This window comes from Janthinobacterium sp. B9-8, assembly GCF_000969645.2.
Lineage (GTDB): Bacteria > Pseudomonadota > Gammaproteobacteria > Burkholderiales > Chitinibacteraceae > Iodobacter.
Genome location: NZ_CP014222.1, coordinates 88,950 through 103,161 on the forward strand (window position 1 = coordinate 88,950; position 14,212 = coordinate 103,161).

10 protein-coding genes are annotated in these 14,212 nt (G+C 47.7%); 1 reads left to right on the forward strand and 9 read right to left on the reverse strand.

Features of this window, described 5'->3' with window-relative positions; all coding sequences use genetic code 11:
• Positions 1–255 precede the first annotated feature (255 nt).
• Positions 256–561 (forward strand): MGMT family protein, encoded by a 306-nt coding sequence (locus tag VN23_RS00340; RefSeq protein ID WP_046350249.1) that lies wholly within the window; start codon positions 256–258, stop codon positions 559–561.
• Positions 562–609: 48 nt separating this feature from the next.
• Here the strand turns inward: VN23_RS00340 and VN23_RS00345 are convergent, their stop codons facing one another.
• The 9 genes from VN23_RS00345 to VN23_RS00385 all read right to left on the reverse strand — a co-directional run bounded on the left by VN23_RS00345 (position 610) and on the right by VN23_RS00385 (position 14,212).
• The gene (locus VN23_RS00345) at positions 610–2,625 is read right to left on the reverse strand and encodes an Ig-like domain-containing protein (RefSeq protein WP_046350248.1); all 2,016 of its coding nucleotides are present in this window, start codon (positions 2,623–2,625) and stop codon (positions 610–612) included.
• A gap of 403 nt (positions 2,626–3,028) precedes the next feature.
• Positions 3,029–6,283, reverse strand: a complete 3,255-nt coding sequence (locus VN23_RS00350) for a pilus assembly protein (protein WP_046350247.1) — start codon at positions 6,281–6,283, stop codon at positions 3,029–3,031.
• 17 nt (positions 6,284–6,300) lie between these two features.
• Complete coding sequence (locus tag VN23_RS00355) at positions 6,301–6,894, reverse strand: hypothetical protein (protein ID WP_046350246.1); 594 nt, start codon at positions 6,892–6,894, stop codon at positions 6,301–6,303.
• A 38-nt stretch (positions 6,895–6,932) separates the two neighbouring features.
• Positions 6,933–8,120 (reverse strand): PilW family protein, encoded by a 1,188-nt coding sequence (locus VN23_RS00360; RefSeq protein ID WP_156455086.1) that lies wholly within the window; start codon positions 8,118–8,120, stop codon positions 6,933–6,935.
• 1 nt (position 8,121) lies between these two features.
• Complete coding sequence (locus VN23_RS00365) at positions 8,122–8,643, reverse strand: type IV pilus modification PilV family protein (RefSeq protein ID WP_046350244.1); 522 nt, start codon at positions 8,641–8,643, stop codon at positions 8,122–8,124.
• Positions 8,640–9,287 (reverse strand): GspH/FimT family pseudopilin, encoded by a 648-nt coding sequence (locus VN23_RS00370; RefSeq protein WP_052746392.1) that lies wholly within the window; start codon positions 9,285–9,287, stop codon positions 8,640–8,642. Before VN23_RS00370 ends, VN23_RS00365 begins: the two co-directional genes overlap by 4 nt.
• 2 nt (positions 9,288–9,289) lie before the next feature.
• Positions 9,290–9,706 carry a type IV pilin protein gene (locus VN23_RS00375; RefSeq protein WP_046350243.1) on the reverse strand — a complete coding sequence of 139 codons (417 nt, stop codon included), beginning with the start codon at positions 9,704–9,706 and terminating at the stop codon, positions 9,290–9,292.
• 340 nt (positions 9,707–10,046) lie between these two features.
• Entirely contained in the window at positions 10,047–13,493 is a 3,447-nt protein-coding gene (locus VN23_RS00380) for a pilus assembly protein (protein WP_046350242.1), read from the reverse strand.
• 71 nt (positions 13,494–13,564) lie between these two features.
• Positions 13,565–14,212, reverse strand: coding sequence for a pilus assembly PilX family protein (locus tag VN23_RS00385; protein WP_046350241.1), 648 nt, complete (start codon positions 14,210–14,212; stop codon positions 13,565–13,567).

Here is a 14,212-nt window from a genome sequence, read left to right on the forward strand (position 1 = left end):
GGGTTTTCTCCGTGAAACTCCATGCTCTCTGTGTCCTCCGTGGTTCAAGATTTGGGTTTGTACTCCTCCATTTAATAGAATTTTTTGCATTGGTCACCCCCGAGTGGTTTTGTTGGGGGCCAGAATTACCTCTGGATTCCCGATACAAGCATTCGGGAATGACGCGTTCAGTGTTGGTATTAACTCGTTTTTCTCAGCGAGCTCTGTGTTCTCCCCGCCCTTTGTGTCTACAGAACTTTTGCTGAAAGGTCCGCTATGAGCGCCATCGCAACAGCCATCCGCCGCGTCGTTACCCGCATCCCCTACGGCAAAGTCGCTACCTACGGCCAGATCGCCAAGTTGGCTGGCTACCCCAACCACTCCCGCTTCGTCGGCCGCTGCCTGCATGATAAAGAAACCCCAGTACCGTGGCAGCGCGTGATCAACGGCCAAGGCAAAGTCAGCCCTAGAGGGCTAGATGGCAATGATGATGAACAGCGTTTTTTATTACAGTGCGAAGGTGTGGAGTTTGGGGAAGGTGGGAAGATTGATTTGAAGGTTTATTTGTGGGATGGGGAATAAAAACAGCCGCTTGATTAAGCGGCTGTTTTGTTGATGCGATATCAAAAATTAAGGCACGATGGCGTTATATTTTGAATCTGAAATAAAGCAGGTTTTAGGTAAATCCACGTCTTCTTTGGTTGGAGACAGGCGGAAAATACTTTCAGAAACAGTTTCAGTACCTTGTACTTTAGTGCTTGCCCGCATACGTACGACAGTCCAGATTGAATCAGACTTATTGTATGTAAAGACAAATGGTGCGCTGCCGTCTGCTTCGGTCTTAACTTTTACAGGAACAGTACCTGCAGCAGCTGGTGGTGGGTCCAATTTGCCATTTTTGCTATTGATACTTGGTTTTGGTACATAAGGCGTACTTGAGCTGGTAAGGGGAAGTTGGAAGGTAATGTTATCTACTTGGCTAATAACACCATCTTCACCCGCATCCAGAGTCAAGTTCTCATTGGTATCTTCAGCTTTAAAGGTTTTATCGTAAACGCAGCCGCTACCGGTTGAGAAATAAAGTGGCCATACCGAAATATTCACTTCTGTGCCTACCGGTGGTGGGTTACCGGCAGCATCTGCAACAATTGCTGACATAGATAACTGATAACGCGTGTTATCTGTGGATGAGCCAATTTTGCTGGCTTGGCCAATCGAGATTGATCCTGCTCCGCCTGCAATAGTGATTTGCGCAGATGCAATTGAAGGCTGAGTAGCGCCATTGGCTAATAGGGCGGTGGCACGTACGCCAACGGACTTGCTGCTTTGTCCGCTAGGCAGTGAGCCGGAAGTAAAGGTGGTTTCTGCAACGCCGAGTGGTTTGTTAGGGTCTGTACCATCGCTGGTTAATACTACGACAGGAGAAACTGTTTCACCGCCCCCTGTTGATTGTGAAATATCAAAAGCGACTGGAATATTGCCAACAGGCTGCCCAGCTTTATCTGTAACTTTTGCAGTAATTAAAGTCGTGTTTTGTTGTGTGCCTGCGCTAGGGGCCAGGATAGATGCTTTGCTTTGTACTGAAACATCTACAGCACTTACATTGGCAACATCGGCGGTGAGCGCAACAGACATAGAGCTGGATTGCGATGGCTTGGTTTTATCGTAAGCACTCACTGTAGCAATGCCTGTGCTGGACGAGCTAAAGGTTGCACTTGCCGCGCCATTTACAACGGGCACTTCCAGTGTGGTTTTTCCATTGGACCAAGTGCCCAGTGTGGCTGCAAACACAACGGTGCTGCTGCCTGGTGCATTTACCGTAATTGGCAAGGCAGTATTTGTGCTCAGAGCATAACGAGACGCAGCCGGAGAGCTGATTCGGAAGCTGGATGCACTGGTGCCAGTAATGGTTAAATCTTGAGTTTTGGTGTTTCCGAGTGCCGTTGCTGTGATGGTGGTCAGCCCTGCTGTTGCTCCAGTCACTTTGACTGTTGCTTTGCCGCCATTAACCGTTGTTACTTCAGGAGCAGAAAAGGTCACACTGCCGCTTCCGGAATTACTAAAGCTAACTTTTGCCCCATCAATCAATTGCTCATTACCATCTTTCACTAAGACTTCCAGCTGAGTCTCTGTGCCTGAAACCAAGCTGTTTGCTGATGCCGTGATGGTTACTGTGCTGCCAATCACTTTTACTGGAAATGCAGTGGTGAATAGATTATTGGTGGCAGCAGTGCCGCTACTTAAAGTAATACTTTCAACCCGGTTGTTTTTATCATCGCCAGCATTAAATTTAACCGTTGCTTTGCCGTCAGCCCCTGTGGTTACCCCTGATGAGCTTAATACACCCGTAGTGGTTGAGAGATCAATTAACGCGCCGTTAATTGCACCGCCATTTTTATCAATTGCTTGAATAGTTAGAGTTGCTTCATCGGTGCCACCTGTTTTGACTCCGGTAGATTTATCTGTGGATACCAAGATTTTTGTTGCCACTGCAGATGCATTGGGAACAGGTGTCGGTGTCGGTGTTGTGGATGAACTATCCCCACCAGATGATCCATTACAAGCCGTCAACATAATTGTTGCTAGCAGCAGCAGTCCACCAGCGACTTTCCGCGCGGCTTTGCCGTTGAAGTTGATTCGTTCCACTGCATACTCCTTTACTTTTTTTAAGGGCTGTTTTGCCCAATAGATTGAAACTTTTAAACCAATATAGGCAGATTAAACGATATTGATTGCAATATAGCAATCTTCGACACAAATTTTATTTTTAGTGTGTAATTTAATTTTTCGCTTAACGGTATGATTTTTTGTTTATGAAAGGATTTATCGTTTTTTTAGGCTTTAGTGTGTGCTGTTGGAGTACAAGGCTAGATAAAAAAGCAATTGGGTCTAAGGCTTAGTAGATTCTCTCGGTTTGTATCAGGGTTTGGGCTTATTTAAATTTATCTTTGATCGAAGATTGTTTGATTATAGTTTGTAAAAAAACATTGTTGTTTTTGAGTTGAAAAGTGGTGTGCAAGGCGTGCACACCACTTTAGGTTTTAAGTCTTTAGTTCACAATCTCTGTCCAAGCCGAGCGGCGGCCTTTTAATTGCGGTCTGAGGAGTGCCTGCCCTTTTTTTGGGTCCCCTTCTGAACCAATATCGAGGCTGTCACCATCCTTATTGCCGCCGTCACTAGGAGTTGTCACTGATGGAATCTGTTTTGGATCTTCATGCGCTTTGCCAAATGCATCCTCGCCTGCGGTGATGGATTGAGTGATTTTGGGATTAGAGCACATCCAATTGCTGCTGATTTCCATTGGCAATGAATACTGTCTGCTTTTACCGTCTGGTGTGCAGGCATCTCCATCTGGAACTGTGGTGAAAAAGCGCGCTTTTTCTCCTCGCTGCATTGGGTCGTTCGAAAGGCGTTCTTTGTTGATAAACATATTGGCCCGCCAGCCTCTGATTTTTTCACGGCATGCCAATAGTGCTGCTGGAGTGTCAACCGCGCTGGCATCTCCGTTGCGAGTTAGTTCGATGTCACCACCATTCTTTTTGAACTGTAGCTCGGTTAATGCTGTTGAGCTGCCTAATGCTGTAAAAGCAGAGTCTATAGTGCTGGCGCTAGGGTCCACTAATAAACCATAAAAAGTGTGGGTATCGCTGCTGGAAAGGTCGGCTTGGTTTAAATAGCGGCCGGTTCCAAAGGTCACATAATGCATGGCTTCATTAGCGCTGTTTTTATGTGCGGTGGCTTTAACCATAGGGGCCGTGGTGATGGCCTGTGGCAATAGATCCGTACCCGTTTTGGCAACCAAGGCGCCACTGCCATCTTTGGGATTAAAACGCCATAAATTGCCCGCCAAATCACCGGCATAGGTCATTAAAATGGTGTCATCAACGTTTCTATTTTCAAATAAGACACCAATTTTTGATAAGCCGCATAGGCCTGTATTGTTGCTGCAGCTGCTGGTGAAGGTGTTATCAACAACACCAGTCGCTGCATTCAGGGCAAAAATATAGCCTTTATTATCTGCATTGTCGTAGCCGCTGCTAAGTAAGACTTTCCAAGTGCCGTTTACCTTTCCTACAACAGGAAAGCCATAAGTATTGCCTAGACGTGAGTCGCTGAAGCTCCATAAAAGGACAGGTGGTGAGGCTGGGTTGGTGATATCCAGTGCATAGTATTCACCGCCACCACCACGTAAGCCGCCTACAAGGATGGTTTTCCAAGTATTGCCCACTTTAATATCGGCAATGGTTGGTGCACCATCAACAAAGTATTTGAAATCGTTGGTATAAGCACGTTCTGCCTGTTGCCATAGGCGAGGAATAACTGTGGGAGGAACAAAAGCCCATTTTTCCTCTCCAGTGATGGCATCAAAGGCGTGCAGCATCCCGTCATTCGCCGGGGCGTAAACCATTGCTTTTCTACCTGCATTGCTACGTACAAAAGTGTCATAACCCACATCGCTATAGGCTTTATTCGGTTTTTTTACATAGCTAACGCCGCCATGAATCACAGATCCTAGGTAGCCTATGCGCACACGATATAAGGAGTCTGCTGCTTTTGCATCTGGCTTGATTTCATTGCTTTTATCGCCCCGTAAATAATTAATCAGAGCGCTGGCTGTATTTTTGGCAAGCTGTGTAGAGCTAAGTGTGCCATTACTGGTTTTGAGTGCTGTGACACCTGCGGCCATCGCACTGATAAGGGTGGTGTTTTGGTCGTTGAAATCAACCAAACTGGTGCACGCTCCGGGTGTGCAGGTATAAATTTTTCGGTTTGCATGACCTAACTCTCCTAGCTTAGTGTTTGCAGACCAAGTAACGCCCTCTAATGCACTGGTCTCCAAGTTGAGGGTGCGGGCCTGCACCTCCCCTGTCCAACTGATGGTTTTAAACGAGCTTGAGAAAATCGAGCGATCATCAGGGCTCATAAACGAGCTGGATACATCGGCAGACCCAACTGAGGCTGTTTTTGATTCAATATCGCTGAGGGCTTTGGAAATCCCTGCTGCTACGGCATTGGGGTCTTTTGCACTGAAATATTCACCCCCACCATTAACGGCAGCGTGCCATAAATCATCGATGGTGGTTTTGGAGTCTCCTTCCACCTTGGGCCAGGGCACGCGTTTATTAGATAGCGGCTCGTAATCACTTCTTTTAAGCTCACCATCCATGCCTAAGCCTAGTGTATAGGTACGCATTATCTGACGCCCTTTTTCGGCCCCAGCAAAGGCCTCGACTCCTGGCACGTTATTGGTCATTGTGGAGCGAATATCATTTTTAAAGTAATACATGGCCACATCTGCAAGTGTTTCACTTGTATTAGTGTCATCTTTCATCGGATAAGGGATGTTGCTGGCGTTATCCTGTTTGCCAATGCCTGCATTATTGCCCCTGTTCCAGTAGCCATCAGTAGTGAGAATGGTGAAATTCTGCTGGCAGGTGTACTGCATGGGGTCTGTTACATCTCGGGTAGGGAGCTGGCCGGAATAAATTTTTCCTACGGCATTAAGCGCGGTTTTAAGTGGCGTTCCACCGCCCGGATATGTGCCATAGAGCATGGCATACCAAGCCGATTTTTGAGTATTGGCATAGTTCTCAATATTGAGATAGCGATCTTTGCTGTAGTGACCACCGGTTAGATTATTGATAGAAGAAAAGCCCACGCGATAGCGGTCACCAATGCTGGAAAAAGCCGCACCAGCACTGGATTTCATCATCAAAATACGTGTGCGGTAATAGCTAAACCAGTTGGCAAAATTTTGTCTTTCTGCTGCAGATTTTGCACTATTGTCTTGTGGGATAAGTACTTTTTCCCAACTAGAGCCAGGCCGGTTCAAAGCTAAACCGCACTGCTCTTCTGATGGCAATGTAGTGGATTTGAATTGCCAATAAAATGCAGGTTCTTTGTACGAGTTGCCATTGTTTGCACTGCCTACACTATCGTAGGAAAAAAAACCGTTGCTAAGGTTGTGGGTTGCTGTGCTGCCGCTGCTAAAGCCGTCATACCAGGCAGCAGTAAAGCTGGCATTCGGCATATCGGTGCCGTTGGCATTTTTGGGGGCGAGGTAACTGGTCTTAGGGTTGTAATACACGCCGTTGCAATATGAATTATGGTAGCCAACGCTATTACGCCAATGAACAACGCTGTCTGGCATAAAGCTCCATGCCATCGAACCGGAATCATCAATGATAAACATCACATTGGGTTTGATATCGCCTGAGCTTAAAGTTGATAAAGGCTTATCTGCCGTTTGGGCGGCAAAGCTATTTAGGCTAATACTCAGAATACTGAGTGCAATTATTTTCATTGTGTACCTCTGTCGCTTTAATACAGTGTGCTTTGATAAAAACTAACCGTGTTTTTGGGGCCTTCAATTCGCACGGTGATTTTGTAAATCATTTGATACTCAGAATTACCTTCTGGCTCATTAGGTGACATCTTTTGTAAGTCGCACGCGCTTCTGTTTGGTGTTTTTTGCCCTGCTGTGGCGCAGCTACGCTGAATAAAATAGGCGGCTCTATACCCATTCTCATTAAGTGCTTCATTGGCTTTTGCTTGTGGCAGAGGGGCATTCCCTGCATTAGGGTTGGCCCATACCCAGTTCACATTTGCACGCCATGCATTGCCATTTATGGGGTTGATTGCATTCGTTGGGCTATAGCCATTCGCATTGGATGCATTATTGAGCTCGGCAGGCGCTTGCAATGATCGATCCACCAACCAAAATCGTGCTTTTTCAAGAGCGGCATCGGCGGCTGCCGTGGTGCCTTGGCGCAGGGCTAGATTATTGGCAACCTGGTTGCTAGTCATCATGGATCTGACTAAGGCAATGGCGGCTAAGGTCATGACCACTAATACGATCAATGAAATCAGCAGCACTAGCCCTTTTTGCTTGTGTTTTAGGGCTTTAGGGGGCATTGGAGCTCGTTTATACAATGGATTATTGGGCATATGCTTTACGGCGCAGATGTACTGATTAAATTAGGCTGATTGATGAGCCGCTGATTACGTAGTGGCACTACGGTTTCATGCACGGAATAGCGGTAACACTGCCAGCTGGTGTCGCTGGGTTGTGCATTAGTTGGCTGATTGAAATCGCCACCAGCCCAGGTAAATTTGGCATCAGCAGCCGTGGCATTGCAGCTACCATCTCGTTTAGGTTTTTCGGGGTAGTTGCCCCGTACTAGCACGGCATAGCGAATTGCAATCAGCCGTTGCCATCCTTGGAGATTGGCGGGGGTTGTGTTGGTCCAGCTGCTGACGTTATTGGGTATATTGTCGCCGTCCGTATTGGTGTCCAGGCCATATTGCGCTTTGAGCTGGATTACATTTTCTGTCGTGTTGGTCCAGCTGCTCTCATCAACGGCCTTATCTTTGGGGGCATCCATACTGAGCAAACTACCATCCGTTTTATTACCTACTTGATTACATTGATTAGGGTTGCCTGCTAAATACACGCAGTAGGTGCGGCGAACCATCGTGCCAAAGTTAAATAAGCGCGTGGTGTTCATTGGCAGTGAGGCCGGGAAAGGCTGATTTACTGCCGTGCCATTCCAAAGTGCATTTGCGGTATGGCGCAGCAAAAAGTCTTTGCCTGCAGCGGGTGTACCTGCGCCTACACAATCAGCACTGGTGCAGGTAATTTGAAACAAGGGGCAGGCCGTTTGTGCCTGTTTACCTGGGTCTGGCCAAACCACGACTAAATCGCCGGTCTGGAACTGACTTGCCAATAAGATATTAACGAATTGATTGTCATTATTGGTGTGTGTAGTCCCCTCGCCAAACAGGGCTGGCATACCACCTGCTGGCGATGTGCTGTACATTAGTGAAATCTGATCAGAGCCACCCGCCACAGTCGTGATGCGTACAGGCACAAGAGGGAAGTTTGTGTAGTTTGCATTTTGCGAAACCACATTGCAGTTCAGTGCGCGGCTTGAGCCTATGCCATAGCCAGAACGCTCCAGATCTTTTTGGATTTGCATAATGGCAATCCCGCCACTGCTTTGCGCATTGCCACTGCCTAAGGTTGATCTTCGAAAGCCTTCGCTGGTGCTGAAGGTTTGGTAAATAGCAAGAGAGGCCAGTAGCGAAATCACAATGGCTACCATGATTTCGATCAGGCCAAAGCCATAAGAAGGGCGCATTTTATAATCCACAGCGTAAATGCCTTGTTTCCAAAGGATCGTTGGTTTCTAAAATTGTCGGGATATCTATCGTGGTGACCGCTTGATTGAGCCCCTTATTTGCGCCCGTAGCTGCTGCTGTTTTTGCGCCATTGTGTACTGGCCAGCTGATGGATACGGTGGCCCTGCGGGAGCAGGGGGTGCTGGTTGCATCGTTTGCCTGAATAGCAACAGAACAAGTGGCATCGCTAAGGTTTGCTGATACGGCCTGAGCCCACTTTTTTGCGGCATCTGAGCTGGGCGCTACATCTTTGCATTTCGCTTTTGTTATTTGAAAGTCGCTTAAATTTGTGATGTTGCTGCGCATTTCACCATCTAGCCTCTGAATTAACTGGGTGGCCGTTGTCCGGGAGCTGCTGCTCACCGAGTGGCGCATGGCATTAGCCTGTAGTGCACTAAGAGCCAGCACGCCAAAGGAAAAAATACTGATGCCAACTAAACATTCAAGCAGCATCGATCCACGTTGAGAATGAAGCGTGCTCATTTGGCTGTCCTCATACAACTTGCAGGGTTTTTTGCAGGCGCGTCAGGCAGGCAAAGCTGCGTATTGCCGCCTTCATCAGCGAGTAAGCAAATTCTTGCCGGGCTTTGAATGGTGTTGCTCTCGGCAGTGGCTTTACGGCAATCTGCTACCTCGGATTCATTTGCACTGACGATAATGCTGAGCGAGCGATTGGCGCGACCTAGCGCATCAAATCGCAGTAGCGATTGGTCTGCTACCAGCTTAAATTGAGCGGAGTTACCTTCAGTCACGGTTTTCCCTTCAATAAAGGGGTAGCTTGGGTTTGCTACAGTGGGTGCATTGCCTAAGTTGATACAATCCGGGCAGGCACGGATGAGCCATGCTGTGCCTTTGTTGTTTGCTGAGACGCTGGCGGAAATGGCCGGTGAAACGGCATCATTTGTCAGCACCAGCTCCACATAGCCATTACGCTTAATTGCCTCTGCCCGTGCGAGTTGCACGGCGCTTTGGAATGATTCGGCGTAGGTTCTGAGCTGAGTACCACGTACCCATGCTTGAAATGGTGGCCCGGCCAATGATAATAAAACGCCAAAAATAAGTAGCGTGATCATCAGCTCGATCAGGGTAAAGCCCTGCTGGCAGCTTTGAGGAAGGCGTAGTTCCATGATTAGCAGCCAGACTTTTTGCTAACCCAGCAGCTATCTGATGTTGTCCACCCTTTGCTGGTTGGGGCTGCTGTGGTGGCTTTGATGCCCTGATCGTTGAGTGTGAAAGTAAAGCCGCTTGCTTTATTTGTGCCCGTAGCGACGATGGTATAGGCATTTGCAGTTTTGTCTTTGCAGGTGATATTGAAGCCTTCTGCTGCGGTTGCATCTCTTTTGCAGTCGAAGTTTTCATAGCTGCGGTTATTCATAAAAAACTGCTCAAGCTGCACTCGTGTTTCGCTTAGCTTACTTTGTGCCTCTACCAGCCGACTGCGGATGACGTAGTCTTGATAGCTAGGCACGGCAATCGACGCCAAAATGCCGATAATCGCCACGGTGATCATTATTTCTATAAGGGTAAAACCAGCTGAAAGTCGCATTATCGTTTCCTAACATATTGGATCGGCATAATGCTTACATAGGCGGCATTTATCTAGTCGGTTGAAGTTCTTATAGCATTTTATCGGCGGCCGTTTTTTTCTGATGAGCGGTAATTTTTATTTAGAAATGTCAGTTTTAAACAGTTGCTTGATTGTTGGAGGGAGAAAGAAGGGGAAATACGGGGAGGAAGAGCGGCGGGGGATTGGGTAGATTTAAAATAACATTGTTAATATCTAATACTTGTTGCTAAAACGCTACGTCAAATCTGGTACTTTTACCGTCATTACGTGGCAGTTAATGACATTGGCAACCCATCTGTAATGGGCTGCCAATGTTTTCTTAGCGAACGATTTCACTCCAGGAAGAGCGTTTTCCTTTAACTTTTAGGTCTAGTCTCGCTGCATCCACAGAGCCAGTGCCATCTGCATTCACTTTAATACTGTCGAATTTAGAGGTGGTAACTGAGACTCGGCGCGATGGGTCGTCTGAAAGCACGCCGTCTTTATTCTTACCCACACTGATAAATACATTGGTTGATGGGTTGGCGCACAACCAGTCTTTACTTAAATTAAGCGGCATTTTGTATTCACGGCTAACGCCGCCTGGCGTGCAGGAGTCGCCTCCCGGCACAATGGAGCTAAATACACCATAGGTATCAAAAGGAAAGGGGTCGTTAGGAATACGCTCTTTAGCAATCGGCAAATTAGTCCGCCAGCCTTTGGTGCTGTTTTTACAAGTTGTTAAATCACTGCCTAAGGCAGAGTTAGCCGCTCTTTTTAAGGTAATGGTGTCAAAGTTGCCGTCGCCGTTACTAAAGTCTCCTGCTACAGAATTCGGGCAGTTATTCGATAAGCTCGCTCCATCAATTCCATCCAAAGAAGTAACCGATCCATTTAGATTGTCTTTAATGGTTTTATCGCAGGTTTTATCAAGAACTAGCTCAATTAAAGAGCCCGATGAGCGCAAGTTATTAAAGCTTGAATCGATTGATCCTAAGCTTGGATCAATTAATAAGCCATATATCGTTTGCGTATCGCTGGTGCTCATATCATTTTGATTTAAAAAGCGCCCTGTTCCAAAGTTCACATAATGAGAAGCAATGCCGCTGCTGTTTTTATAAGCGGTCATTTCTTTAATCAGCGGGGCCGAGCTGATGGGTTGGCGGAGTGCGCTGGTGCCTGTTGTGGCCGCAAGCACCGCATTACCCTGTGCGCCCGCCACATCAAAGCGCCATAAATTGCCTGCTAAATCACCTGCGTAAGCCATTTTAATTGTGTCGTCGATATCGGGTTCAGTAAAGAGCACTCCGATTTTTGATACGCCGCAGGTGCCATCTGTGGCGGTGCACGCGGTGGTGAAGGTTTTTTCCAGCGCACCTGTTGTAGCATTTAGAACAAAAACATAACCTTTGCCATCACTGTTATCGTAGCCGGAGCTAAGCAATACTTTCCATTGTCCCGCTATTTTGCCAACCACAGGAAAGCCATAGGTTTTGCCAAGCCGGCTATCTTTAAAGCTCCATAAAGGCGCAGCGGGGGCGGTGGCAGATGGATTGGTGATATCGATTGCGTAGAACTCGCCGCCACCACCTCGTAAGCCGCCTACCAGAATGGTTTTCCATGCGCTTCCTGTATAGATATCGGCAATGGTCGGGGATCCATCTACAAAATACTGAAAATTACTATCGTAATTTCTATCGGCTTGCTTCCACAGGCTAGGCAGTAGGCTTGGGGGAATAAATGCCCAGACCTCTTCTCCTGTGCTGGCATCAAAGGCATGCACCATGCCATCGTTGGCGGGCGAATAAAGCATGGCACGACGCGTTAAATTAGTGCGCGAAAACTCACCATATCCAGCGTCTGCATATGCTTTATCAGATTTTTTAACGTAGCTCACTCCGCCATGAATAATCGAGCCAAGAATTTTGGTGCGCTGGCGAAAAAGTGCGGTTACAGCTGTTGTGTTTGGATTGGCGGTGTTGGGCTCATTGCTTTGATCGCCTCGCAGATAGTTCACGAGCTTGGTGCCATCAATGGCAGCCTGCTGGGCTGTATTGAGCGAATTGGCTGTTTTTAAGCTGGTAACACCAGCAGTAATAGAGGCATTGCTGGCGTAAGTGGCCGCATCAAAATTGGTGAAACTGGTGCATGTGCTCGCGCAGGAATAGATTTTGCGGGGGTTACTGACCATATTGCGCGCGGCGAGCAAATCCTGTGCTGACCAGAGCGCAGTAGTGGTAAAGGTTGCGTTGCTCACATCAACACTTCTGGCGGATACATCGCCAGTCCAATCTCGTGTTTTATAGCTGCTGTTGTAAACCTTATTGTCAGCCGCGGTCATAAACGCATTGGATACATCGGGGGCACCCGCTGATCCTAGCCGGGAGCTGATATCGTTCAGTGCACTTTTCAGGCTGGCAGCAACGGCATTCGGGTCTTTGGCGCTAAAGAATTTTCCACCGCCATTGACGCCTGCATGCCATAAATCATCAATGGTGGTTAATTGATCCCCCACCACGGTTGGCCAGTTTTTTGTGCCATTTTTGATGCCTACAAAATCATTAACACTGGCATTGCTGTTGGTTTCGTAGTCGTCCACATAATTAAGAGTGCCATCCATTCCCAGGCCTAGGGTATAGGTACGCATCATTTGCCTGCCTTCAGGGCCCGTATCAAAAGCAGGGATGCCCGGTGCATTATTGGCCATGCTGGTGCGTAAATCGGTTTTAAAGTATTTCATTGCCACATCGGCAAGATTATTGGATTGATTCGCTCCGTCGAGCATTGGTCTTGGTACGCCGGAGCCGGTGTCCTGATTGCCTACTGATACACCGTCCCCGCTGGCATTCCAGTAACCATCAGTCGTTAAAATTTCAAAATTTTGCTGGCAGGTGTATTGGATAGGGTCGGTTACACCGCTTTTATTCCCTGAATAGATCTCCCCAACTGCCTGTAATGCCGTTTTTAAAGGCGTACCACCACTTGCTGGGACGCCGAAAAGCATGGTGTACCAAGCACTTTTTTGCGTGCCGTCAAAATCTTTAATATTTAAAAAACCGGAGCTAGCAAAGTTGTTGGCTGATAAACGCCCAATACGTGAAAATCCGATGCGGTAGCGGCTATCCATATCTGCAAAAGCCAAGCTTGCGCTGGATTTCATCATCAGCATGCGGGTGCGGTAATAGCTAAACCAGTTGGCAAAGTTTTGCCGTGCAGCGACCGAGGCGGCACTGCCATCACTAGGGATTTTTGTTTTTGTCCAAGATCCGGTAGTCAGTGTGTTGATTGAAGAGGGCAGCGAGGTATCGCATTGCGAGTCGGATGGCGTACTGCTGGAATAGGTCCAGTAAAACGCGGTTTGTTGTGGCCCATTGGCCCCGCCGGTTACGTTGTCATATGCAAAAAAATTGTTAGATAAATTATAGGTGCTGCTGTTGCTCGGCCCGCCTGAGGTGCCTGTATTAAACCCGTCATACCATGCCGCGGTGTAGCTGGCATTAGGCTTACTTGTGCCATCGGCATTTTTTGGTGGAAGGTAAGTGGTGGCCGGGTTGTAATACACACCATTGCAATAGGAATTGTGATAACCCACTCTGGTGCGCCAATTGCTCACGCTATCAGGCATATGGCTCCATGCCATTGACCCTGAATCATCAATCGTAAACATGATATTGGGCTTTACATCGCCCGAGGTTAAAGTCGAAAGCGGTTTATCGGCGGTTTGAGTTGCAGCTAGGGAGCTGACACTAAGGCCAAGCCATCCTAAGGCAATAAGACTGAGTTTCATGATGCTTGGTCCTTAATGAAAATACCAAAGGTGCTGAGTAAACAGCATCTATATCGGGGGCCGGCTTCGCTTTAATAAATGGAAGCCTGGTAAAAGCTAACTGTGTTTTTTGGCCCCTGTACCCTGACCGTAATAAGGTAGCTCACATTAAAAGATGTTTTTTCTTTTAAGCAGCTTGGACAGGCCTTAATTAGATTGCAGGGATTGCCTGTGCCTGCAGCCGTGTCAATGACTAAGGAAGGGGCTGCATTATTGCTGCAACTGCGCTGAATTAAATAAGCAGCGCTAAAGCCATTTGCATTGGCAATAGTGGCGGCACTGGTGGCTTGTACCATTGGTGCTGGAGTACAGGGCCGGGGGGTGCACGTATTACTTACCCAAACCCATGCGCTGCCCGCCCGCCACTGCGTATTATCTGTAGGACTGATCGGGTTGGTGGTATTGGTGGCGCTATAGCCGTTCGCTGCAGAATCTGCATTCAGTGTGGCTGGGTTGGTGCTTGATATATTGAGCAGCCATTGGCGGGCAGATTCCAGCGCGATATCTGCAGCAGCTGTAGTGCCTTGGCGGAGTGACAGATTATTGGCAACCTGAGTGCTGGTGGTGATCGATCTGACCATGGCAATGCCTGCCAGGGTCATAATCACCAGCACGATCAGTGAGATAAAGAGCACCAGACCTTGCTGGCGTGGGGGGGAAGGAATACGTGCCGTGTTCAT

Excerpts from the sequence above, each read along its gene's own strand:
- VN23_RS00370 (WP_052746392.1), bottom strand. The coding sequence starts at position 9,287 with ATGGAACTACGCCTTCCTCAAAGCTGCCAGCAGGGCTTTACCCTGATC.
- VN23_RS00360 (WP_156455086.1), bottom strand. The coding sequence starts at position 8,120 with ATGCGCCCTTCTTATGGCTTTGGCCTGATCGAAATCATGGTAGCCATT.
- VN23_RS00340 (WP_046350249.1), top strand. The coding sequence starts at position 256 with ATGAGCGCCATCGCAACAGCCATCCGCCGCGTCGTTACCCGCATCCCC.
- VN23_RS00355 (WP_046350246.1), bottom strand. The coding sequence starts at position 6,894 with ATGCCCCCTAAAGCCCTAAAACACAAGCAAAAAGGGCTAGTGCTGCTG.
- VN23_RS00375 (WP_046350243.1), bottom strand. The coding sequence starts at position 9,706 with ATGCGACTTTCAGCTGGTTTTACCCTTATAGAAATAATGATCACCGTG.
- VN23_RS00385 (WP_046350241.1), bottom strand. The coding sequence starts at position 14,212 with ATGAACACGGCACGTATTCCTTCCCCCCCACGCCAGCAAGGTCTGGTG.
- VN23_RS00350 (WP_046350247.1), bottom strand. The coding sequence starts at position 6,283 with ATGAAAATAATTGCACTCAGTATTCTGAGTATTAGCCTAAATAGCTTT.
- VN23_RS00380 (WP_046350242.1), bottom strand. The coding sequence starts at position 13,493 with ATGAAACTCAGTCTTATTGCCTTAGGATGGCTTGGCCTTAGTGTCAGC.
- VN23_RS00365 (WP_046350244.1), bottom strand. The coding sequence starts at position 8,643 with ATGAGCACGCTTCATTCTCAACGTGGATCGATGCTGCTTGAATGTTTA.